27 protein-coding genes are annotated in these 22,379 nt (G+C 30.4%); all 27 read left to right on the top strand.

Translation table 11 applies throughout. The features are described 5' to 3' along the window. Window positions 1-91: 91 nt before the first annotated feature. The 27 genes from B3W71_RS14125 (at window position 92) to B3W71_RS14255 (ending at window position 22,320) form a co-directional block, all read left to right on the top strand. On the top strand, window positions 92-961 hold the full coding sequence (locus B3W71_RS14125) for a hypothetical protein (protein ID WP_346889576.1): 870 nt from the start codon (window positions 92-94) through the stop codon (window positions 959-961). A 52-nt stretch (window positions 962-1,013) separates the two neighbouring features. Beyond that, entirely contained in the window at window positions 1,014-1,565 is a 552-nt protein-coding gene (locus tag B3W71_RS14130) for a GNAT family protein (RefSeq protein WP_346889577.1), read from the top strand. Window positions 1,566-1,690: 125 nt separating this feature from the next. Beyond that, on the top strand, window positions 1,691-2,284 hold the full coding sequence (locus B3W71_RS14135; protein ID WP_346889578.1) for an N-acetyltransferase: 594 nt from the start codon (window positions 1,691-1,693) through the stop codon (window positions 2,282-2,284). Between the two features lie 155 nt (window positions 2,285-2,439). Further along, the gene (locus tag B3W71_RS14140; RefSeq protein WP_346889737.1) at window positions 2,440-2,613 is read left to right on the top strand and encodes an SDR family oxidoreductase; all 174 of its coding nucleotides are present in this window, start codon (window positions 2,440-2,442) and stop codon (window positions 2,611-2,613) included. A 72-nt stretch (window positions 2,614-2,685) separates the two neighbouring features. After that, complete coding sequence (locus B3W71_RS14145; protein WP_346889579.1) at window positions 2,686-3,369, top strand: 5'-methylthioadenosine/adenosylhomocysteine nucleosidase; 684 nt, start codon at window positions 2,686-2,688, stop codon at window positions 3,367-3,369. A 129-nt stretch (window positions 3,370-3,498) separates the two neighbouring features. Beyond that, window positions 3,499-4,029 (top strand): GNAT family N-acetyltransferase, encoded by a 531-nt coding sequence (locus B3W71_RS14150; RefSeq protein WP_346889580.1) that lies wholly within the window; start codon window positions 3,499-3,501, stop codon window positions 4,027-4,029. Window positions 4,030-4,141: 112 nt separating this feature from the next. Further along, complete coding sequence (locus B3W71_RS14155) at window positions 4,142-4,639, top strand: GNAT family protein (RefSeq protein ID WP_346889581.1); 498 nt, start codon at window positions 4,142-4,144, stop codon at window positions 4,637-4,639. 39 nt (window positions 4,640-4,678) lie between these two features. Further along, window positions 4,679-5,116 (top strand): GNAT family N-acetyltransferase, encoded by a 438-nt coding sequence (locus B3W71_RS14160; protein WP_346889582.1) that lies wholly within the window; start codon window positions 4,679-4,681, stop codon window positions 5,114-5,116. A gap of 98 nt (window positions 5,117-5,214) precedes the next feature. Then, window positions 5,215-6,066, top strand: a complete 852-nt coding sequence (locus B3W71_RS14165; protein ID WP_346889583.1) for a GNAT family N-acetyltransferase — start codon at window positions 5,215-5,217, stop codon at window positions 6,064-6,066. 61 nt (window positions 6,067-6,127) lie between these two features. Next, window positions 6,128-7,009: an aminoglycoside 6-adenylyltransferase gene (locus tag B3W71_RS14170; protein WP_346889584.1), complete on the top strand. Its 882-nt coding sequence runs from the start codon at window positions 6,128-6,130 to the stop codon at window positions 7,007-7,009. A 179-nt stretch (window positions 7,010-7,188) separates the two neighbouring features. Continuing rightward, on the top strand, window positions 7,189-8,493 hold the full coding sequence (locus tag B3W71_RS14175) for an erythromycin esterase family protein (protein WP_346889585.1): 1,305 nt from the start codon (window positions 7,189-7,191) through the stop codon (window positions 8,491-8,493). Between the two features lie 569 nt (window positions 8,494-9,062). Continuing rightward, on the top strand, window positions 9,063-10,589 hold the full coding sequence (locus B3W71_RS14180; protein ID WP_346889586.1) for a class I SAM-dependent methyltransferase: 1,527 nt from the start codon (window positions 9,063-9,065) through the stop codon (window positions 10,587-10,589). Between the two features lie 30 nt (window positions 10,590-10,619). Further along, window positions 10,620-11,141 carry a GNAT family N-acetyltransferase gene (locus B3W71_RS14185; protein ID WP_346889587.1) on the top strand — a complete coding sequence of 174 codons (522 nt, stop codon included), beginning with the start codon at window positions 10,620-10,622 and terminating at the stop codon, window positions 11,139-11,141. Window positions 11,142-11,217: 76 nt separating this feature from the next. Next, on the top strand, window positions 11,218-12,174 hold the full coding sequence (locus tag B3W71_RS14190; RefSeq protein ID WP_346889588.1) for a serine hydrolase: 957 nt from the start codon (window positions 11,218-11,220) through the stop codon (window positions 12,172-12,174). Window positions 12,175-12,418: 244 nt separating this feature from the next. After that, window positions 12,419-13,309 carry a GNAT family N-acetyltransferase gene (locus tag B3W71_RS14195; protein WP_346889589.1) on the top strand — a complete coding sequence of 297 codons (891 nt, stop codon included), beginning with the start codon at window positions 12,419-12,421 and terminating at the stop codon, window positions 13,307-13,309. A gap of 194 nt (window positions 13,310-13,503) precedes the next feature. After that, the gene (locus B3W71_RS14200; protein ID WP_346889590.1) at window positions 13,504-14,331 is read left to right on the top strand and encodes a DUF2268 domain-containing putative Zn-dependent protease; all 828 of its coding nucleotides are present in this window, start codon (window positions 13,504-13,506) and stop codon (window positions 14,329-14,331) included. Window positions 14,332-14,385: 54 nt separating this feature from the next. Next, complete coding sequence (locus B3W71_RS14205; RefSeq protein ID WP_346889591.1) at window positions 14,386-14,949, top strand: GrpB family protein; 564 nt, start codon at window positions 14,386-14,388, stop codon at window positions 14,947-14,949. After that, a complete protein-coding gene (locus tag B3W71_RS14210) occupies window positions 14,950-16,008 on the top strand; it encodes a GNAT family N-acetyltransferase (protein ID WP_346889592.1) in 1,059 nt (352 codons plus the stop codon). It abuts the gene before it with no gap. 87 nt (window positions 16,009-16,095) lie between these two features. Further along, a complete protein-coding gene (locus B3W71_RS14215; RefSeq protein WP_346889593.1) occupies window positions 16,096-16,533 on the top strand; it encodes a GNAT family N-acetyltransferase in 438 nt (145 codons plus the stop codon). A 13-nt stretch (window positions 16,534-16,546) separates the two neighbouring features. After that, window positions 16,547-17,119 carry a GNAT family N-acetyltransferase gene (locus tag B3W71_RS14220; protein ID WP_346889594.1) on the top strand — a complete coding sequence of 191 codons (573 nt, stop codon included), beginning with the start codon at window positions 16,547-16,549 and terminating at the stop codon, window positions 17,117-17,119. A gap of 62 nt (window positions 17,120-17,181) precedes the next feature. Next, window positions 17,182-17,988, top strand: a complete 807-nt coding sequence (locus B3W71_RS14225; RefSeq protein WP_346889595.1) for a GNAT family N-acetyltransferase — start codon at window positions 17,182-17,184, stop codon at window positions 17,986-17,988. A 76-nt stretch (window positions 17,989-18,064) separates the two neighbouring features. Next, window positions 18,065-18,625 (top strand): GNAT family N-acetyltransferase, encoded by a 561-nt coding sequence (locus B3W71_RS14230; RefSeq protein ID WP_346889596.1) that lies wholly within the window; start codon window positions 18,065-18,067, stop codon window positions 18,623-18,625. A 70-nt stretch (window positions 18,626-18,695) separates the two neighbouring features. Beyond that, complete coding sequence (locus B3W71_RS14235) at window positions 18,696-19,451, top strand: GNAT family N-acetyltransferase (protein WP_346889597.1); 756 nt, start codon at window positions 18,696-18,698, stop codon at window positions 19,449-19,451. A gap of 283 nt (window positions 19,452-19,734) precedes the next feature. After that, window positions 19,735-20,298, top strand: a complete 564-nt coding sequence (locus B3W71_RS14240) for a GNAT family protein (RefSeq protein ID WP_346889598.1) — start codon at window positions 19,735-19,737, stop codon at window positions 20,296-20,298. Further along, window positions 20,298-20,822: a DNA topology modulation protein gene (locus B3W71_RS14245; protein WP_346889599.1), complete on the top strand. Its 525-nt coding sequence runs from the start codon at window positions 20,298-20,300 to the stop codon at window positions 20,820-20,822. Before B3W71_RS14240 ends, B3W71_RS14245 begins: the two co-directional genes overlap by 1 nt. A gap of 31 nt (window positions 20,823-20,853) precedes the next feature. Beyond that, complete coding sequence (locus tag B3W71_RS14250; RefSeq protein ID WP_346889600.1) at window positions 20,854-21,609, top strand: nucleoside phosphorylase; 756 nt, start codon at window positions 20,854-20,856, stop codon at window positions 21,607-21,609. Window positions 21,610-21,690: 81 nt separating this feature from the next. Further along, window positions 21,691-22,320, top strand: coding sequence for an ABC transporter ATP-binding protein (locus B3W71_RS14255; protein ID WP_346889601.1), 630 nt, complete (start codon window positions 21,691-21,693; stop codon window positions 22,318-22,320). Window positions 22,321-22,379 lie beyond the last annotated feature (59 nt).

Here is a 22,379-nt window from a genome sequence, read left to right on the forward strand (position 1 = left end):
AGATTTAGATTCTTACTTATGCGAAAGCCTCTTCTCTTTCAACTTAATATAACTTAGATGATTAAAATTTTAGAAAGTTAGGTGAGTTGCAATGATGAAAATTATAGATACTTTTAAGAATTATAAAGATTATATAGAAAAGCATCTAGAGAAGGAGCCAAAGGAAAAGATGGAGTTGTGGGAGAGTTATTACAATTCTAATTTTCCAGAGGTGGAGAGAAAGTGTAAAGAAGACTATGAGGCTAAAGGATATAGTTGGAGAGAAATAGAATTAACTAAGGTTTTTAATAGAACTAAGGAAGATTTTCCTAAGGTGATAGAAGGCTATAGCAATCTCTTAAAGCTTCTAAAAGGTATGGATGAAAAGGTTAAAGCTACATTTCATGTTGATATAGATATAAACATAGTACTTTATAGTGGGTTATTAAACTCTGCTGTCTGGGTAGATAAATATGAAGGAAAAAGAGCTATGCTCTTTGGAATAGATAAAATTGCAGAACTTGGTTGGCAACATGAAGAGAAGATAAAAGCACTAGTATGTCATGAACTTTGTCATGTAGCACACTTTCAAATTAGAGGTGAATCAAACTTGCCAGAGCATGTGGAGCACAGTAAGTATAATGAAGGAATCTGGAACATATATGAAGAAGGCTTTGCTCAATATTTTCAACAAGTATTAGGAGAAAGCAGCGTTGATTCTAGAGAAGAGCAGCGGAGTATCGAATGTAAAAAAATAGAGGAGCAGCTTAAGGAAGAATATATTAAGGCTTTAGGAGACAAAGAAAAAGAAACTAGAGATTTTTATGGTGATTGGTTTAAAGTCTTAGGTATTAGTGATGTAGGATATTTTTTAGGTTCTAAACTGATAGCTAATTTAAGTAAGAGATATACCATAGAAGATATAGCAGCTATGGAATTTAACCTTATAGAAAAAGAAGTTTTAAAATTTTTAAAAGAATAATTTTATATAGAAAGTAACATATGTAATTTTAAATAAAAGGTAGTGGTTAAATATGAAGGATGACATATTAAAAATAATAAAACTAAAAAGTGGTAAGGAACTATTATTAAGAAGACCAAAGGAAGAGGACGCAGAAGCCATGATTGAGTATCTAAATATAGTTGGTGGAGAAAGTGACAATCTTCTTTTCGGTAAAAATGAGTTTCGACTTACTGTGGAGCAGGAAAGAGAGTATATTAGCAATGTGAACATAAATGACAATGCTCTTATGATTTTAGGTATTATAGATAATCAAATAGTTAGTGTTTCTCAAGTTAATTCCTCTAATAGAAAAAGAATAGCTCATAATAGTGAGCTTGCCATCTCAGTAAAAAAAGAATATTGGGGAATGGGAATTGGCACTGTAGTTATGGAAGTATTAATAGACTTTGCTAAGAATCATGACACTATAAGAACAATAAGTTTAGGTGTTAAAGCTAGTAATAAAAAGGCTCAACATCTTTACGAGAAGATTGGATTTGAAAAAGTAGGAGTTCATAGAAACTTCTTTAACATAGATGGTAATTATGATGATGAAATTCTTATGGATTTATATATAGATTAAAAGTATATTAAGTGGATTTTAATTGATATTAAGAAAAATTCAAAAAGAAAATATAAAAATTGTATTAAAGAATGAAGTAACGATTATTTATATTATGTGTATGGAAAGTGAAAGGGTGTGTTAATTTGGAGATAGTTTTAAGACTGGAAAAAGAAGATGACTGGAGAGAAGTTGAACTTATTACTCGAGAGGCATTTTGGAGAACAGAACGTATTACAAAAATAGGAGTTGGATGTGATGAGCACTATCTGGCTAATACATTACGTAAAGCCCCTGAATTTGTACCAGAACTTGATTTAGTGGCAGAGGTTGATGGGCGATTGGTAGGAAACGTTATGTACAGTAAGGCATATGTACTTTTACCTGATGGAACACGTCACGATGTTCTTAATTTTGGTCCTTTAAGCGTTTTACCTGAGTTTCAAAAACAAGGTATAGGTAGCGCTCTCATGCGTCATTCACTCAAAGTCGCTGCTCGATTGGGTTACGGTACAGTAATTTTTTTCGGGCATCAATCTTATTACCCGCGGTTTGGATTCAAAGAGGCAAAAGAATTTAACATTACCACATGTAATGGTGACAACTATCCTTCATTTATGGCTATGGAACTTATCTATGGTGACCTGGATGGTATTGCAGGAACATATCATGAATCGCCATTATATGATGTAAATCCAGAAAAAGCAAAAGAGTATGATTCACTTTTCCCTAAAAAGTAGTTTCTTTAGTTTGATACTATATAACATAAGTATAATTTAAAAGGTAGAAATGTAATTACTAGAAATGCAGAACTTGACGACGCAGAAAAAATAATTAATGCAATTAAATAACAGTAAATCAGGTGGCATCAGGGTAGACAATTATTGATAGAGATATAAGAGATGGCACTGAACGTAACTTTGATTATGAAAAAAGTGTACCTTTAAAACGAATGGGTACTGATCAAGAAATAGCAAATGTTGTAGCTTTTCTGGCTTCTGATTTAGCTAGCTTTATTACAGGAGCATACATTCCGGTTTGTGGTGGAAATGTCATGCCAACTATATAGTAATTATCTATAAATACTATCCTTACAATCTATAAAATAGTGTGTATAAACAATAATTAGGGGAGTGAGATTTTGAAAATTGGAATTATTGGACCAACAGAAAATGAGATTATGCCCTTCATTAAAGAGATTTCTAATAAAAAAGTAGAAACTGCAGCAATGTTAACATTCTATAGTGGTATATATGAAAACATAGATGTTGTTGCATTATATTGTGGGGTCTGTAAAGTTAATGCGGCCATTGCAACTCAGATATTAATAGATAAATTTAATGTTACTCATGTTATTGTAACTGGTGTAGCAGGAGGAATAGACAATATATTAAAAATTGGAGATACTGTTATTTCAACAGAAGTAGCATATCATGATGTGGATCAAGGTATATTAACAGAATATCATCCATGGATGAAAAGTATATATTTTAAAGCAGATAATAGATCAATTGAGCTATGTAGAGCAGTTATAAATAAAAATAAATGTACTCAAAAAGTATTCTTTGGGAAAATTGTTACTGGAGAAGCCTTTATAAGTGATAGTGGGCGTACTGAAATAATTTCTAAATACAATCCACTTTGTGTAGATATGGAAACAGCAAGTATTGCTCATGTATGTTATGCAAATGATATTCCTTTCATAGCAATAAGGTCCATAACAGATACAGAAGAAGAATGTGGTGTAGAAGTATTTGAAAATAACTGTATATCAGCATCAAATAACTCTATTGATATTGTAAAGAAAATATTAGGATCACTCTAAATAAAACTTATCATTAATTTTAAGAATAGTTTTGTTAATTTGATAATTGCGAAATAAGCCAAGAAAGATCTAATAAGTAAGTAAAGGAGATGATTAAAAGCTATGCTTTATCATAAAGGGACGAAACGAATGGAAACTGAACGGCTTATATTAAGAAAATTTAAAGAAAATGATGCTATAGATATGTACAATAATTGGGCATCTGATTCAGAAGTAACAAAATATCTTACCTGGTCTGTACATGGTAGCATTGAAACAAGTAAGGGACTAATTGGTATGTGGATAGAAGATTATAGCAATAAGGAGCATTATCAATGGGCAATTGCTCTAAAAGAAAATGGACAGGTAATTGGAAATATTAGTTTAACAGCTATTGATAATGACAACGAAAACTGTGAGGTAGGATATTGTATAGGTAAGAACTTTTGGAATAAAGGTATTGTAACAGAAGCTTTTTCAAAAGTAATTGAGTTTGCTTTTAATGAAATAGGATTTCAACGTATAGGAGCACGCTACGACGTAAGTAATACAGCATCAGGTCGTGTAATGGAGAAATGCGGATTAAAGTATGAGGGAACACTAAGAAAAATTGATAGAGATAACAGCGGTAATCTAATTGACTGTAGTTATTATTCAATATTAAGAGAGGAATTTATATAAGCTATATTACAGAGTTTTTTTAGTGAATTAGAAGTTCTTAGAAGCAAATTATATGAAAAATATATAAAGTATGCAAGTATAGTATTAGAGACAATGGGGTGGATTTATGTATATGGGGGAAACTACAATTAGAGAAACAACAGAAAGAGATTTAGAAAATATAATGAACCTTTGGAATAATGGAGAGGTTATGTTTTTTGTGGGTTTTCCAGATGGGCTTGGTATTACATTAGCTCAAATGAAGGAATGGTTTAAAGTAGCAATTAAAAAGCCACAAAGATGTCATTACTCTATATATGCTGAAGATATAGGGTATTGTGGAGAAACTTTCTATGATGTTGATGCCAATCATGACTTAGCATCAATGGATATTAAATTATCTCCCAATGCACAGGGAAAGGGAATTGGGACAAGAGCATTGAGTTTTGCTATTGATAAAGCTTTTACAGAGGGAAAAGTAAATCGTGTTTATGTTGAACCACAGTCTGCAAATAGAAAGGCATGGACATTATATGAAAAGCTAGGCTTTGTAAGTAAAGAAAGACCGAATTATCTTAAAGAGGACGATACTTATTTGGAATTGACAAAATATGAATGGTACAAGTTTTGAGGATATGAAATTACTTAATAGAAAGGAGGGTAATTAGTATTGATATTACTTAAAGAAGTTATAAGAGATAACTTTTGGGAATGCATTGAACTTACTGTGGCAAAAGACCAAATTGATTTTGTTACATCTAATGCAGTTTCAATAGCACAATCAAAAGTTCAACCAGAATGTATTCCACTTGCAGTATATGATGATGACATTATGGTGGGATTTGCTATGTATTGTATTGATGAAGATGATAGTGAATATTGGATTTATAGAATGATGATTGATGAAAAATATCAATCAAAGGGATATGGAAGAGCAGCATTAGAAAAACTTTTAGAAATTATAAAACAAGATAATTATCACAATAAGATTTTTCTTGGAGTACACAAAGAAAGTATATATGCTGTAGAGTTGTATAGGAGTCTTGGATTTAACTTTACTGGACAAGTATTTGGCAGTGAACATGTTATGAGATTAGATTATAACTAGAAGTGATGTGAAAAACAAGTTTGAGAATGATGTTATATTAGCTATATTAAAGAAAGATTATAAGCGTTAAAAAATATTAGAGATGAGGTATATGTAACATGAGAATTGAAATGACAAACAAATTAACAGAAAATCAGATAACTGAAATTTTAAATTTAGAAACAGTGTCATTTGGCGAAGATGCTTTAGAAAATCATGCTTTTCTATCAAATGAAATTAACTTTGATAAAACAGTGCAGTGTTTTTACATGGGATATGAAAATGATGTGTTGGTTGCTTTTTTAACTACTTTTATTCCTACTTCTTATGAAGGAGAAATATTAGCGGTTACACATCCAGAGTATAGAGGAAGGGGATATTTTAAAAAATTGTTTCAGTGTGCTAAAGAAACCTTATTATTGAAAGGAATAAATAAAGTTTTGTTGGTTGTAGAACCAAAAAGCATAAGCGGTGTTGAGGTTTTGAAAAGCTTTAAGTATGTAAAGTTAGAGCGGTCAGAATACAGAATGTCTTATAGTGCTTCTAAACCTTTGATAGAATATCCTAATTTGAAATTTTTTCAGGTTAATAATGAAAACAAAGAAATATTTGCAAAAATTACACGAGAGGCTTTTCCAGACTTAGAGGACAGCAGTAATTTTATTGACACAGTAATTTATTCCGAAAATAGAAGGGGATATATAGCATACAAAGAAGGAGCTCCAGTAGGAGTTTTTGATTTTAATTATGAAGAGGGACACGCTTTTCTTTATGGAGTAGCCATTGCAACGCCATATCGAGGAAAAGGATTTGGAAAACAGCTGGTTGGATTTGCATTGAATGAGGGACTAAAAAAATCTGACAAAGTAGTCCTTGATGTGGATTCAGAAAATCCAACAGCTTTTAATTTATATAAAAAATGTGGTTTTCAGATTGATTTTCAAGTTGATTATTATAGATATGAATTTTAGTAATACTCAAAGTTACTTTGTGTTACTTTTATAGTGTAAGAAAATAGAGGAGGAGAATTTTATGAGAACTGAAAAGGAAATGTTTGATTTAATATTGAGTGTTGCAAATAGAGATAGCCGAATTAGAGCTGTTTATATGAATGGTTCTCGGGCAAATCCTAATGTGAAAAAAGATATTTTTCAGGACTATGACATTGTTTATGTAGTTACAGAAACAGAATCTATTATTAGAGATGAGGATTGGATAAGTATTTTTGGAGATCCAATTATTTTTCAAGAGCCTGATAAGCTTGATAAAATGCAAGGAAGAGATGTTGATTTTAAAAATGGTTACACTTATTTAATGCAGTTTACAGACGGAAATAGAATTGACTTGCATATTCAGCCTATGGAGATGCTAATAAAGGAATACGGAAGAGATAAATTAACTGTTCCTTTACTTGATAAAGATAATTGTCTACCACAGATTCAAGCACCCTCTGATGAAGATTATTGGGTTAAAAGGCCTACATATGGACAATATTTTAGTCGATGTAATGATTTTTGGTGGGTGGCACCATACTGTGCAAAAGGACTTTGGAGAGAAGAAATTCTTTTTACAATAGAGGTAATGAATAGTTATGTGCGACAAGAATTATTAACCATGTTATCTTGGCAGGTTGGTATTCAAACAGAATTTAAAGTAAGTATAGGAAAAGCAAATAAACATTTAAAAGAATATTTAGATTTAGATGTATGGACAAGGTTAATGAGTACATTTAATATGAGTGATTATGATTCTTCTTGGAATACGTTGATTACAACATGCCAATTATTTGAAGAGATTGCACCTGAAGTAGGTAAAATATTTGGATATGAATATAATTATGATGAAGCTAAAAGAAGCTTTGCGTTTATAAAGCATATCAAGGAATTACCGAGGGCTGCTTCAGAAATATACTAATTAAATTGTATATTGAGCATTGTTTCTAGTAAATAATGCAGTGTATTTTTGAATTATTAAAGGATAGGTTTAATGAATTTAAGAATAAGAAACTTTAAAATTAACATTAAGCAGTAAGAGATAAATGAACTAAGTATCAATTTCTTATATCAAAGAGGAAAGGGAGAAAGAAAATTATAATGAAGAAGAAAAATTTTAGATTATTATTAATTTGCTTGATGCTCGCACTATTATTAACTGGATGTAAGAAAGAGGAGCATTCAATTCAATTTTCTAGTAAAAGCTTAGAACAATCACCTGAGAAGAGAAAAATCATGCAAGAGTATTTGAAAGATAATTATAGGGCTATAGATTTAGAAGATGAAAGTAAATTTGCAGATTTAGCTATTATGGATTCAGATATAGATGGAAAGGAAATCTTTTTTACTGCAGAACTTCATGGAACTAAGGCTAATGAGCAATTAAACATGAAATTCTTAAAATATTTCAAGGAAAAAACAGATTTTAAATATTATTTATGTGAAACTTCCTATAGTAATGCTTATTTTATAAATAAGTATTTAGATACTGGAGATATAAAAATATTAGAGGATATATATAAGCCGCTAAAAGGAACCTTTAAATGGAATAAGGATAGTTATAATCATTTAAAGAAGTTATATGAGTATAATAATACTTTACCTAAAGAGAGCAGAATTCAAGTTGTAGGTGTTGATATAGAACATCAATCAATTAATGCATATGGGTTTTTAGTAGATGTTTTGCCAGAGAAAGAAGCCCCTAAAGAAATAAAAGCAGTAATAGATAAGATTAAAAGTACATTTAATAATTTAGATAAATTTGATGAAACCTTTGCTCAATGTTCAAATGAATTACAAAAGGATATAGAAAAAAATGCAAATATATATAAAGAGTACCTTGGCGAAAACTTTACTGGTTTTAACCTTGTAAATTTGAATGTATTAAATCAAATAGAGGCATATAAGCATCAGGAAGATCAAGTGGATTGGAATAATACTAGAGATAAAATGATATATGAAAACTTTCAAACTCTTCAAAAGGAATTACCTAAGGGAAAGTATTATGGACAATGGGGGCTTGACCATACATTTCAGAGTAAAGAAAAAGATAAAATGATGTTTGCTGCCTATTTAAATTCTGATGACTCAATATTTAAAGATAAGATTTTAACAGTAATATATAACTATGATAATTGTGAGCAAATGAATAGATCAGGGAATGGTAGATATACTACCTATAAGTTCGCAGTTGTTTATCCACAAATCAAGGAAACTAATGATTTATTAGAAAGCAATTTGAATATTTATAAATTAACAGGAGAGAATTCACCTTTTTCTGAAACACCAATGTATTATACTTTTAATGGAGAAGAGATAGAAGCAAGTATGTTAGATTTTTTTCAATATATCGTTTGTATAAGAAATTCTAAAGCAACAGAGCCACTTAATGATGAGTATAATTAGTTAATGGTATTTCATTTATAAACAGAGTTCTTTGCTTCAGAGGGAGTTTTTACTCCCAACTGAAGCTTACTAACAGAACTCTTAGTATCAGTATTTTTGATACTAAGAAGTCGTTGTCCTTTAGGGAAAATCGTTATCCATGGTCGTAGCCGCTATTTACCACCACTTTGAAGAAAAGCAGAAAGCCAAAATCTCTGATTTGGTGCGAATCGCTTTCACAGAGNNAGAGTGCGATGGGAGTATTAGAAGCGTATAGTCATCGGATAAATGAACTGTTTAAGTAGTAAATTAAATATTTCACAGTATTAAAAAGTTTAATAAACTCTCTAGGTAACTATTACTAGTTTCCTAGAGAAAATTTTAAAATGTTGTATAGGTAAAATTTTAAAATGTTGTATAGGTAAAATTTTAAAATGTTGTATAGGTAAAATTTCGAAAAGCTAGGTAATATTCACTGAAATTGCATATTTCTTATTTGAAGTAAAAGATATTTTGCTGATATAAAAAATAAATGTGATCTTGAGTAGTCAAATTATTTTTTATTGAAATAAGAATATGAGGTGGAAATTATGAAATATACAATTATGGGTTTTAAACAAGAAAATTTATTAAAGTTTAGCTTGGGCTTAGTAGATATTGCTATTCTTAGATATTTTATTGATCTTGTGGAGTCTAAAAAATTAGAGGTTAAGAAGATAGAAGGAAAGCTTTATTATTGGGTTTGCTATGATGACGTAATAAGAGAATTTCCTATATTTAATATAAAGAAGTGTACAATACAAGCTAGATTTTTTAAATTAAGAGACGCAGGAATACTTACTCATAAAGTTGTAAGGGATGGAGGGACATACTCCTATTTTGGCATAGGCAAAAGATATGCAGATCTTATAGAAGATATGAATTTAAAGAGTGAAGATAGTGCCGAAGTAGGGGTGGAGGCAGTAATTCAAGAAAAAGAAAAGTTTAATGGGGAGAATACTGTCTTAAAAAGTATAGATGAAAAGCTACAAGGTATAGAAAAAAACTCACAGGGTGTATTAGAAGATGTAGGTGAGAATATAGATATTAGATTTTATAAGGCTATATGCAAAAACTCTTATAGTGTAGATATAAATCTACAAAGAGACGAAAAATATCTTAGGTCTTGTAGATTTAAATCCAAGACAAATAATCCCTCTACTAAATATCCTTATATAAAAAATATAAAAAATATAAAAAATATAAAAAATATAAAAAGGTGGTTTTCTTTCAGAAAACGGTTTTTGAGATTAGGAGATGGAGATATGCAAGAAAAAGTTTTGAAGATAGAAGATATTTTAGAAATAGAAAGGGAAGATGAGAGGGTTTCTGCCCTTTACAATATTTTTAATGAGAGTAGTAGATTAGCTACAAAGGCAACTCAGGTAGAATTTCTGACAACAGTAAGGCAGATTGAAAAACAACTTAGACCAGGTATGAAGATACTTGATTTAGGAGCTGGAACGGGAGAATACAGCTTATATTTTGCAAGAAAAGGATTTGATGTAACAGCCATTGAATTAGTTGAAAAACATGTTATGCAAATTAAAGAAAAAGTTGATTCTAGTATGGCGATTGAAGTGTTTCAAGGTAATGCAATGGATATATCTATGATTAAAGATAAGGACTATGATATTGTATTATGCTTTGGTCCCTTATATCATTTAAGCAATATTGAAGATAGGATGAAGTGCATAGCAGAAGTAAAAAGAGTGTGTAAGGATGATGGCAAGATGTTCTTTGCCTTTATATCTAACGATATGGTTATTACTACAGAAACTATGCTCTATGATGCTGAATTTTTAAAGGGAGATAACTATAATCATGATACCTTCAAAGTTGTAGACTTTCCTTTTGTTTTCCATACAGTAGACCAGTGCAGAAATCTATTAAGAGATTCTAACTTAAAAATTACTTCAGAGGTTGCAGCAGATGGATTAAGTGAGCTTTTGGCAGATAAGATAAACAATATGGATGAGGAAAGTTATAAACAATGGCTTAATTATCATTACTATTGCTGTGAAAAGCCTGAATTCTTAGGTGCAAGTAATCATCTTTTATTTATAGCAGAGAAGTGATCATAAGATTAATTAGGGTTGGAGGTGTAAATGATGATCAGATTAGTACAGCCAGAACTTTGGCTTGAAGAGAAATTTATTGAAATGCTTAATGCCTATAATGCCAATGAGGAAGATTTGATTAGAAGAAGGTATTCTAGGGTGAATTTTGATTTTCAAAGATATGTAGATTATCTTAAGGAGAGGGCAAAGGGAATCAATCTACAGCTAGGGCATGTAGCTTCATCAGAATGGTGGCTTTTAAATGAAAATAACGATATTTTAGGAACTGTGAGATTACGATATGAGCTTAATGAAACAAACTATGAAGAAGGTGGACATATTGGTTATGATATATCACCTAAATACAGAAAAAAAGGGTATGGAAAGTTAATATTAAAATTAATATTGGAAAAGGCAAGAACTTTGGGATTTAAAAAAGTTTTAATAACCTGTAACTTTGATAACATTGGTTCTAAAAATATAATTGAGCACAATGGTGGAAAGCTAGAGAATACTATAATTTCAAAAGAGTCAGGTAAAGAAGTTTTAAGATATTGGATAGAGATTTAAAATATTAGAGTAATTTATTATAACATCAAGTTGGTTGCTAAAAATAACTTAATACTTAGAAAAGAGGTATGGAGAAATGAAAAACCATAATTGGAATTTATCAACCTTAGAAAAAGAGGGAATGGATGAAGGTAAGATTAATGAATTTATAAATCTTATTGAAACAGAAGACCAACCTATACATGGTTTAGTAATTATAAAAAACGGTAATTTAGTGATGAATATAGGTTTTAATAAATATAGAAATGAAGATAAACATCCCATATACTCTTGCTCTAAGAGTATAACATCCATACTAATTGGAAAGGCAATTGAACAAGTTTTAATAAAAGATATTAATCAAAAGGTACTAGACTATTTTCCAGAAATAATGATTAACAAGGAAAATAGAGATATAGAGAAGATGACTATAAAAAATCTTTTAACTATGTCCACAGGATTGAAGTGGTATGATAATGAAAACTATGATGAAATGTGGGAAAATGATGATCCTGTGAAGTATTTTTTTAGTAGACCCTTAGAATGTATTCCGGGAACTAAGTTTAATTATTGTAGTGGAGTAGTTCATATACTTCAGTTTATATTAGAAAAGGTTACTGGAGAGGATGTATATTCTTTTAGTAAAAGAATATTATTTAATCCCTTAGATATATCAGATATTTTATGGGAAAAAGAAAGTAATGGAATATTAGGAAGTATAGAAATAGCACCACTAGATATGGCTAAAGTGGGTTATATGTATCTAAAGAATGGTATATGGAAAGAAAAAGAAATCATTAATGAAAAGTGGACTAAGGTTTCAACTGCTAAGCATATAGATACACCTAATAATTTAAATGAAGTAACAAATTTTGGAGCTGGATATGGATATCTATGGTGGAGAAATAATTTTGGAGGATTTCATGCTAATGGATTTGGAGGACAATATATGTTTGTGGTACCAGAATCAGATTTAGTAGTGGTATTCACAGGAGAAGCTTTTGGAGAGGATTTCTTTTTACCACAGATAGCTATGGAAAAGTATATTGTTTAATATCTCTACTAGTTGTCATATGAAATATGAGCTATAGTGATATGAATAATATGTATGACAAGAGTTATAGACTATGGCTTAATTACCACTATTATTGTTGTGAAAAACTTGAATTCTTAGGTACAAGTAATCATCTTTTATTTGTAGCAGAGAAGTAATTCATTGTAATATCAAGTTATTTTGTAGAAATAAATTAATATTTAGAAAAGAGGTATGGATTTACTAATCTAAGGGGGATAAAAGGTTGGATTATTTAGATGAATATAAAATTTATAAGGCAAACTCAGAAGAGTGGGCAAAGTTTCATGCTATTTATAGGCAAAGTAATTTTAATGAATGGATGTCATTAAGTTTTCAAAGCGATATTGATCGTTATAAAAATGTAGATTTCTGTTACTGGGTAGAAAAAGAGGGTAAAAGAATAGGAGGAGCTGTTATCAAACTCAATATTCTTAAATGTATATTTGTTATACCGCCATTTAATAATATAAGGGAACTAATCGAGGTATTAACTTTACATGTTAATTCAATATCTGATGAAACTAAAGAGATTGTAATTCCAGATGCTGATTTAAGATTAATCGAATCTTATAAAAATTTTGGTTTTCAACTGGATAGAATTGAGAAACTTATGGTATGTGCTACTAATGAATTTAATGTGATTTGGGAAGATCAATATAAAATAATAGCTCCCCAAATTGAGCATGTTGAAGCTATGACAAAACTTTATTTTGATACATACAGCAGTAATAAACTTCAATATATTGCATCTCAATCCTATGATTTTCAATTTTCAAGTGTCCAAGTATATTTTAAGCACATAAAAGCAATGAATGTTACTAATGAATGGTCTACGCTGATTTTTGATACAATTACAAATCAATTTATTGGTGCATGTATAGTTGGCTTTGTTAACGGGTTACCATATATACTTGATTTTGTTGTACATCCTGAATTTCAAAAAAGAGGATTAGGAGCAAAGATGATTAAAAGAACATTGAATTTATTATTCAGAGACTTTCCTGCTATAAGGCTGAATGTTACTGTAGGTAATGATGCGGAATCATTTTACGATAAATTAGGATTTGTTAGTTTAGCAGAAAAAGGATATATGATCAGGAAAGCTGAAATTTAGCTGATATTGCAGTATTCAATGAAAGATTAATGTTCACCTTTTTCATATATGACGAATTATCAACAGAGTTATTAATAGGTTATGCACAGTAAAATAAATTATAAACTATATAGATTATATGTAGTTTATGTATAAGTTGAATAAAATCAGTCAGTGTATGGGAATGTACACTAGATATTTAAAGGGTGGATCTAATGAGAGTTATAAATATGACTAATGATTTTAAAAAGTTTCACGAAGAAATAAGTATTATAGGAAAGTGGGAAGCCTTTTTAAAATACTACGAAAAATATAATGAGATTTTTGATTTAATGGTAAAAGGGCTTTATATGATTGAGTCTGATAAATTTAAAGGTATAGTAGATAATACTGATTTTGATATCATTTTAAAAAACTTGGAAAATATGGATAGAAGCATAATTAAAGATATAGAATTTCTTGTTAATAAGTCTGTGAATTACTTAGGTTTTAAAAAAGATTTTGATTTATATATAGGGGTTGGGTTAGGACATGTTGTAGGTTCAGCGTTACTAAGTGAGAACCCATTTATTTATTTTGGGTTAGAGTGTTTAAATAATTGTGATTTGAATTTTTTAGTTCCTCATGAAGTAAACCACATGGTTAGGATACAAGCTATTAAAGATATAAATTTATATAGTTTTTTAGAAAGAGTTATTACTGAAGGACTTGGAGTTATTTATCCTATAATATTAAATGAATTACCTATTAATAGTGATACGATAAGCAAAACTTTATCTATAATTAAAGAGCAAGTGGAACTTTTAATTGATAAAGAGAAAGAAATTAAAGAAGAGATTGTAGAGAATTTTGCTAGCAATCTTGACTATGAATTAATGAATAGATTTTTTGTGGCATCTGATATTAATGTGAATAAACCTATATTGGGTGGATATTACCTAGGTTTAAGAATAGTTGAAAAAGCAATTAGTGAAGGATATTCTATTGGCACGTTAACAAAATTACCGTCAGAAGATTTTGTTAAGTTCTGTAAAGAGCTGTAAATCAGTTACCGTAGCAGTAGGTATAAATATGAACAGCATAAAGGAATGATTTTAATGACAAAGTTAGGATTAATAAGTGGAACAGTAAAAATTGAAGAATATAATCCAAAATGGAAAGATGAATTTTTAAAAGAAAAAGAAGTTTTAGAAAAGCAACTACAGGATTATGATGTAAATATACAGCATATTGGTAGTACATCAATAGTAGGATGTTTGGCTAAACCAATAATTGATATAGCGATAGGAGTTGAGTCTTTAGAATATGGGGAACAACTAATTCTTGTATTATGTAATATTGGATATATATATGATGGAGATATACCTGGAAGACACTTTTTTAAGAAGAAATATGAAGAATTAAGTACACACTATATACATGTAGAACCAGTCCATGGAGAATTATGGAATAACCATATTTTATTTCGAGATTACCTAAATAAACATCCGCAATTAATTATTGAATATTCTAATCTTAAGAAAAGTTTAGAAAAAGATTTCTCTGGAAATAGAAGTAATTATGTCATAGGAAAAAATCCGTTTATTGAAAAAGTAATTAAAACTGCCAAAAAAGAAAAAAGTAAGTCACTAATAATAAAAAATAATAATAGAAGGGATTAAATGATTAAGTTAATTAGTAAAGAATTTAAGAAAATAGCTCATTTAGTTAAATCAGAGGATGAGTTATCTGTATTTTCTGTTATATATGGTGAAAATCATGGTGAGATATATGTAAATAATACTGACAATCCAACTGCAACATTGATAAAAACTAGTGAGTGTAATTTGATTGCAGGTAGTTCTAACGATGAAGTATTTAATTCTGAAGTGTCTTCAGAATTGGATTTCTGGGATCCATTAACTCCTGATTCAAGTGATTGGGCAGACAAGATACCAAATATTCATAGGAATCATTTTATTAGGAAATTCAAAAGAAGACATTATGTATTATCTATTGATGAGTTTGTGAACTGTAATTCAATCTTGAGAGAAGGATATGTACTAGAAAAAGTTGATATAGCTTTATTAAGACAAAATATCTTTGAAAATTCAGAAAGCGTATTGGAGTGGTCTGAGGGTTTGGGTGACGATGAAAAGTTCAAAAAATATGGCGCAGGATATTTGATACGTAATGACAAGACAATTGTGAGTTGGTCATTGAGTGATTGTAGCTTTGAAAAGACAATTGCAATTGGAATCCATACAGATGAAAGATATAGAAAAAATGGTTTCGGGAAAATAGTTGCATCTGCAACCATTAAAGATTGTTCTACTAAGGGATACGAAAAAATTGATTGGCTTTGTGTAGATACCAATAAAGGTTCTAGGGCAATAGCCGAAAAATTAGGATTTACTTTTAGCAGTTCTTATTATTCTTTTTGTTCGTATCCTCCAATTGAAAATTTAAAGGATTTATCTGAACCAGAGTGGCATGAATGGGGTGAATATTTGGAGGAAGCATCCAAAACTGAAGAACCTTTGATAAGGGAATGTCTCTATTGTCATATAAAATCTAATGATGTTGAAAAAACCATTGATATTATGACAATTATGAAGCATAAGAAAATTACTATAAACTATCTAAGATTTAAAAATTATATTATAACACTTCAAACTTATGGTATGTGCTCTAATTTTACTGGAGAAGCTTGGATTAGCTTTTTAGATGAAAATATTTAGTGTAGTAATTAAAGAGAATATATTGGGAGTTATAAATTAAGAGTCTAATTATATAATATCATTCTTTAAGAAAAAGGAGGAGAATCAATGAAACATATATTGAATTTATCTCCATCAGAAGAAGACATATTGAAAATTCGTAGAAAGTTACAAGATTACAATTCTCACTTTTTTGAAATAAAAGATGAACCAAATTTTATTATTTCAGAAACTGATGAATATAATGAGTTGGTAGGTGGAATTGTATGCACCATTGTGGGAAAATGGTTAGAAGTCGATTTTCTATGGGTTAGAGAGGATCAACGTGGAAATGGCTTAGGTAAAAAATTATTATTTGAGGCAGAAGAAATAGGTATAGAAAATAAATGTGAAAAAGCATTTTTGACTACTATGAATTTTCAAGGGAAATCATTCTATCCTAAATATGGATATAAAATAGTATATATACAAAAGAGGTATCCAGTAATAAATGAAAAGTATTTTATGGAAAAGACATTAGAAGAAACTAAGGAACATTTAGACTAAAGGGGAGATTTATATGTTGACACATAAGGGGACACAAATAATAAATACAGATAGGCTTTTACTACGAAAACTTGAAGTTGCTGATGCACATGATATGTTTAAAAATTGGGCAACCGATAGTGAGGTAAGAAAATTTTTATCTTGGAAACCACACCATAATGTAGATGAAACTACAGATGTTATAAAGCAGTGGACTTTAGAGTATGAAAATGATGATAACTATAATTGGGCCATTGTATTAAGAGATATTGGAGAAGTTATAGGTGAAATTTCTTTAGTGAGGATGGATAAAAAACATTATTCAGGTGAAGTAGGATATTGTGTGTCAAGGAAATATTGGAATATGGGTATAGTGACTGAAGCATTAAAGGCTGTAATTCATTACTTATTTTCTGAAGTTGGATTTAATAGAATAGTAGCAACTCATGATACTAATAATGGTGCTTCAGGAAAGGTAATGATGAAAAGTGGAATGAAGTATGAAGGCACATTAAGGCAAGCTAAGTTCAGTGATGATAGAGGCTTTTACGATGTAAGTGTATATGCAATATTAAAGGATGATTGGCTTAAAGGTATGGAAGAATAAATTAATATAGATTAAAGATATAGTGGTAATATATAGTTAACTAGAAATTTATGGGGGTAACTATGACAAGGCAGGAATTTTTAGAGATTAAGGAAGAAATAATTAACTTTAAATATTCATCAATGAAATATACTGATTATGATGAGGTAGAGAATTTTAAGATAGTACTTCAAAATGAAAATATGATATTAATATATGGCTATAATAATGAAAGTAAAATATATCAATACCATTGGGCAGCAAATGATGAGCAAATATTAATAAGTGCAATAGAAACACAAAATGATAATTTCTTAATAACTTTTATTCCAGATGAGTTCGTTTTAGGCTTAGAGAATACTGGATTAAAGGTATGGGCTAAATGGAATGATTATTCCAAGGACACTCTTGAAGATGTAAACTGTGATTTAAAATATGAGTTTTTAAATCAGATTGATGCAGAAATTGCTTCTGAGATTACTAGGTCTTGCAAAGGGCAAAGTCGTGGTTTTGTAGGACAAACAACAGAGTGGATAAAGTCATGGTTAAATGGTACAGAAGCGCTAAGCACAGGAACAAAAAATAACACAATCTTAATTAGTAGAAATAGCCTAGGGGAAATAGTAGGTTTAGTGTGTACAGCTACGTATGCTCACGATAGTCAAAAGGGACCAATTGCATGGATAAGAGAAGTGGCGGTAAGACCTGAATATCAAAGAATGGGTATTGGAAGAAAGTTAGTCACACAAGCATTGAGTTATGGTAAAGAGAATGGTGCAGTGCGAGGGTTTCTTCAAGCAGATGAATGTAACATATATGCAATTCATTTATATGAAAGCCTTGGATTTGTATCAAATAAACATGAAGTGCAGATTGATATGTTTAAGTAATTATTTAAAAGTTTATTTATTAGACGATCTTAATATTTAACGAATTATAAAATGTAATAATACCAAAAGAAAAGAGGTGAGTTTTAGTGAAGGTTCAAGTTATACTGGACAAGGTTCACTAAATGCAATTATGAGTATTACAATAAAGAAAATAGAAGAAAATTTATATAAACCAACGGTAGAGATGATAACAGATTTTTTTAATTATCATAGAAAGTTAACTAATGCACCTAAGGAGTTCTGGCAGGTTAATGAAGAATCAGAAAAGGATTTAAAGGAATGGCTTTACGATGGACATGTATATAATATATTCTTTCAAGATGAATTAATAGGATTCATTCATTTAAGATTTGGTGGACAAGATGCTGCTTGGTTAGAAGATATATTTATAGTAGATGAGTATAGAGGTAAAGGTTTAGGAAAAGAGGCTATAAAGGAAATTGATAAGCTCATGGAAGAAAAGTATATAAAGGCTATGTTTGTGGATGTAATTCCAAGGAATTCTAGTGCTATTAAGCTATATAAGGAATGTGGCTTTGATCATTTAAATATGATACAGCTTAGAAAGAATTATGATAAAACTTTAAATAAGAGTGAGCATATAGAAGTTTTAGGTTTTGATTTTATAAAGTATTAAAGGATGAATTGAGTAGTGAAAGTAAGAATTAAAATACAGAAAATATTATATTTATAAAGGGGAAGATAATATGTATACAAAAAATGAAATTATACGAATTGCTAAGGAGCAGCTAGCTTTAGATTATAACTGTGAAGTAGCTGATTTTAAAAAAGAAGTAAATACAATAGTTGAGAATAAACTTGTTGAAGGTAGAAGAATTTATGATAATGATGGATGTGCTCTTAAGATACTATGTTTTAGAAATAAAGCAATTATCAGTACAACCCCTACATTGATGCCATGGTTTGAGGAAAAATTTATTAATGCAAGTGCGGCATGGTTATTTGAATATCCTAAGCTTAGGGCTATTGATAAAAAGCTACAGGAGGTTGGCCATGAGATAGCAGATGCTCACCATTATTATCTACCAAATCCCGATGTGCAAGAGATGGATAAACCTATTTATGATATAAAATGGTACGAGCAAGAAGAAATTTTGAAGTTCGAGGGTGATGAGAGATTTGGAGAAGCCTTTGCTTTTGATAAAAGTCATCCAGATGTGCTCGCAGTCTCTGCTTGGGATGGGAATGAAATAATTGGCATGGCAGGTGCCAGTGCAGATAGTAAAACCATGTGGCAAATAGGTATTGATATTCTGCCAGAGCATAGAGGTAAGAGAATAGGAACAACCTTAGTTAAACTTCTAAAGAATGAAATTTTAAAGAGAGGAAAGGTTCCTTTTTATGGAACGGTGGAATCCCATTTTCACTCACAAAATATTGCTATAAATTCAGGATTTTTCCCAGCATGGGCAGAGCTTTATTCAAGAAGTAATAAGAAGTAATAATATGAAATTAGAAAGAATTAAGATAAACAGAGTTCTTTGCTTCAGAGTGGGGATTCTTCCACTGAAGCTTACTAACAGACTTCTAAGTATCAGTATTTTTGATACTTAGAAGTCGTTGTCCTTTAGGGAAAATCGTTATCCAGGGACGTAGCCGCTCTTTACTCTCACTTTGAAGAAGATGAGAGTATTAGAGCGGGTAGTCATCGGATAAAACTTTAAATAAGAGTGAGCATATAGAGGTTCTAGGTTTTGATTTTATAAAATACTAAAGGAGTTAATTATGATAGAGGGGAAAAGTGTAGTTATAAGGCAACTTGAATTAGGTGATGAAGAATATTTATATAAGTGGTGGAATGATGGAAGCTTTATGGCCCATGCGACCTTAGCTTATGGTACTTTAGAGAGTAAGACTGCAATAAGAAATAGTATAGAAAAGGAAGCTTTAAATTCACAGTTATATGCTACCAATAAAAGATTTATAATCTGTAAAAAAGATGGAATGATTCCCATAGGTGAAATGAATTATTGTGGATGGGATAAAAGGGAGCAAAAATGCGAATTTGGAATAAAGATTTGTAGGGAAGAGCAAGGAAAGGGTTATGGGAAAGATGCTTTAAGTCATTTTATAGATTTTATGTTTAGGTTTTTAAATTTGAATAAGATTGAGCTTACTAGCATGATAGATAATAAACGAGCTCATAGTCTATATAGAACTTTAGGTTTTAAAGAAATTGGAATTATAAGAGAAGGCTTCTTTGATAGTAGAACTGGAAAGTTTTCAGATGTAATGTATATGGATTTACTGAAAAGAGAGTGGCTTGAAATTAGAGAGGAAGTATTGTAATGAAGAAGATTGCTGTCATAGGAAGTGGTGGGTCAGGTAAATCTACGTTTTCACGTAAGTTAGGAAGCATATTAAATCTACCTGTATATCATTTGGACACTTTATATTGGAGTCCAGGATGGGTAGAAACACCAGCAGAGAAATGGGAGGTTGTAGTAAAAGAATTAGCTAGTAAGGAACAATGGATTATAGATGGAAATTACAGACCAACTATGGATATTAGGTTAAACTCAGCAGATACAATAATATTTCTTAATATGTCTACCTTACTTTGCACCTATAGAATTGTAAAGAGAAGATTCATGTTCAAAGGGAAGAAAAGGCCAGATATGACAGAGGGATGCGAAGAAAAGCTAGATTTAGAGTTTGTTAAATGGGTATTGAAATTCAATAAAAATGAAAGACCTAAGGTTTTGGAAAAGCTCAAAAACTATGAAAATAAAAAGAAGATAATAGTGCTTGAGAATCCAAGAGAAGTAGAAGATTTTCTTAAGAATCTAAAAGAAAATCAGAATGGTGAGTAAAGTTGATAAGAGGGGAAAGGAGAGGAAAAAAATGAGTATAATTCATAGTTTTGATGAGAGTATGGAGGCTATAATAAATCCAGAGGAAATAATAGAAAGAATTGAAGGTTTTCCTAAAGTTGTAATAGCTACTTTTTCTCACAAGGTAATGGAGGTTTTTTCAAAGTTAGAAGGGGTAGTACAAGTAGGAGTTACAAGGTCTGTTAATGGGGAAGTAATTATTTATAGAATGAATTATAAGGGAACTGATATAGGATTTTATATGACTCCAGTGGGAGGCTCCTTTGCAACAGGTACCCTTGAAGAAATTATAGCCATGGGAGCAGAGAAGGTTATAATATATGGCTCTTGTGGTTCTTTAGATAAAAATATTACAGCTGGACATTTAATAGTTCCAACGGAAGCATATAGAGATGAAGGGGTAAGTTATCACTATATGAGACCTAGTGATTATGTAACTATTGAAAATGCCGATAAGTTAGCAAAAATATTAGATGATTTAGAAATACCTTATGTTAAGGGAAAGACTTGGACAACTGATGCAATTTATAGAGAAACTATAGGAAATATGCAAAAAAGAAAGGCTGAAGGATGTATTGCTGTGGATATGGAATGTGCATCATTAGCGTCCATGTGCAAGTTTAGAGGAGTAGAGTTTTTTCAATTTCTATACTCAGCAGATAATTTAGATAGTACAAAGTGGGAAAAAAGAATCCTTGGTAATCTAGATTTAAGTGAAAGAGAAAGATATATGATGATAGCTTTTGAGATTGCAAGGCAGATATAAAATATATGGATTAAAGCATAATTAAAATATAATGCTATTATTTTATATAGATTAAGGCATAATTAATATAAACTTGAGGTAATGAGCCTGCATTTTTCGTATCCGGATGGACATGCAGCAGTAAAAAATATATCATTCACAATTCATCATGGTGAATCTGTGGGAATTATTGGTGCAAATGGTGCTGGAAAGTCTACACTACTGATGCTTTTGATGGGTGTTCTCTTTCCTAATAAGGGAGAGGTTTTGGTAGGAGATATCCATGTAACAAAAAAGACATTACCAATGATACGTCAGAGATTAGGAATGGTTTTTCAGGACCCTGATGATCAGTTGTTTATGACAACTGTTTATGATGATGTGGCCTTTGGACCACGAAATTACAAGCTTGATGAAAAAGAAGTTGAAAGTAGAGTAGTAAAGTCTTTAGAATTGGTAGGAATATCTCACTTGAAAGACAGAGCCCCCTTTAAACTATCAGGTGGAGAAAAGCGATCTGCTGCAATTGCGTCTGTTTTATCAATGGAACCGGATGTATTGATAATGGACGAGCCAATAGCAGCTTTAGACCCTAAATCAAGGCGGAGAGTAATGAGTTTATTAAAAAGCTTTGAACATACAAAGATAATTACCAGTCATGATTTAGATATGATGTTTGACACCTGTAAAAGGATTATTGTGATAAAGGAAGCTGAAAAAAGTAAAATGTGATATCTTAGTATTTAAGTTGTCACATTTTGTTTTTCTATGATTTGAGATACAAGCTGGTT

The organism is Clostridium sp. UBA1056 (assembly GCA_002316385.1).
Lineage (GTDB): Bacteria > Bacillota > Clostridia > Clostridiales > Clostridiaceae > Clostridium_J.

Coding starts and splice junctions, on each gene's coding strand:
- B3W71_RS14165 (WP_346889583.1), top strand. CDS start 5,215: ATGAGAATTGAAATGACAAACAAATTAACAGAAAATCAGATAACTGAA.
- B3W71_RS14150 (WP_346889580.1), top strand. CDS start 3,499: ATGGAAACTGAACGGCTTATATTAAGAAAATTTAAAGAAAATGATGCT.
- B3W71_RS14220 (WP_346889594.1), top strand. CDS start 16,547: ATGTTGACACATAAGGGGACACAAATAATAAATACAGATAGGCTTTTA.
- B3W71_RS14200 (WP_346889590.1), top strand. CDS start 13,504: ATGAGAGTTATAAATATGACTAATGATTTTAAAAAGTTTCACGAAGAA.
- B3W71_RS14185 (WP_346889587.1), top strand. CDS start 10,620: ATGATGATCAGATTAGTACAGCCAGAACTTTGGCTTGAAGAGAAATTT.
- B3W71_RS14225 (WP_346889595.1), top strand. CDS start 17,182: ATGACAAGGCAGGAATTTTTAGAGATTAAGGAAGAAATAATTAACTTT.
- B3W71_RS14180 (WP_346889586.1), top strand. CDS start 9,063: ATGAAATATACAATTATGGGTTTTAAACAAGAAAATTTATTAAAGTTT.
- B3W71_RS14240 (WP_346889598.1), top strand. CDS start 19,735: ATGATAGAGGGGAAAAGTGTAGTTATAAGGCAACTTGAATTAGGTGAT.
- B3W71_RS14250 (WP_346889600.1), top strand. CDS start 20,854: ATGAGTATAATTCATAGTTTTGATGAGAGTATGGAGGCTATAATAAAT.
- B3W71_RS14175 (WP_346889585.1), top strand. CDS start 7,189: ATGAAGAAGAAAAATTTTAGATTATTATTAATTTGCTTGATGCTCGCA.
- B3W71_RS14190 (WP_346889588.1), top strand. CDS start 11,218: ATGAAAAACCATAATTGGAATTTATCAACCTTAGAAAAAGAGGGAATG.
- B3W71_RS14155 (WP_346889581.1), top strand. CDS start 4,142: ATGGGGGAAACTACAATTAGAGAAACAACAGAAAGAGATTTAGAAAAT.
- B3W71_RS14210 (WP_346889592.1), top strand. CDS start 14,950: ATGATTAAGTTAATTAGTAAAGAATTTAAGAAAATAGCTCATTTAGTT.
- B3W71_RS14255 (WP_346889601.1), top strand. CDS start 21,691: ATGAGCCTGCATTTTTCGTATCCGGATGGACATGCAGCAGTAAAAAAT.
- B3W71_RS14245 (WP_346889599.1), top strand. CDS start 20,298: ATGAAGAAGATTGCTGTCATAGGAAGTGGTGGGTCAGGTAAATCTACG.
- B3W71_RS14215 (WP_346889593.1), top strand. CDS start 16,096: ATGAAACATATATTGAATTTATCTCCATCAGAAGAAGACATATTGAAA.
- B3W71_RS14235 (WP_346889597.1), top strand. CDS start 18,696: ATGTATACAAAAAATGAAATTATACGAATTGCTAAGGAGCAGCTAGCT.
- B3W71_RS14125 (WP_346889576.1), top strand. CDS start 92: ATGATGAAAATTATAGATACTTTTAAGAATTATAAAGATTATATAGAA.
- B3W71_RS14205 (WP_346889591.1), top strand. CDS start 14,386: ATGACAAAGTTAGGATTAATAAGTGGAACAGTAAAAATTGAAGAATAT.
- B3W71_RS14170 (WP_346889584.1), top strand. CDS start 6,128: ATGAGAACTGAAAAGGAAATGTTTGATTTAATATTGAGTGTTGCAAAT.
- B3W71_RS14130 (WP_346889577.1), top strand. CDS start 1,014: ATGAAGGATGACATATTAAAAATAATAAAACTAAAAAGTGGTAAGGAA.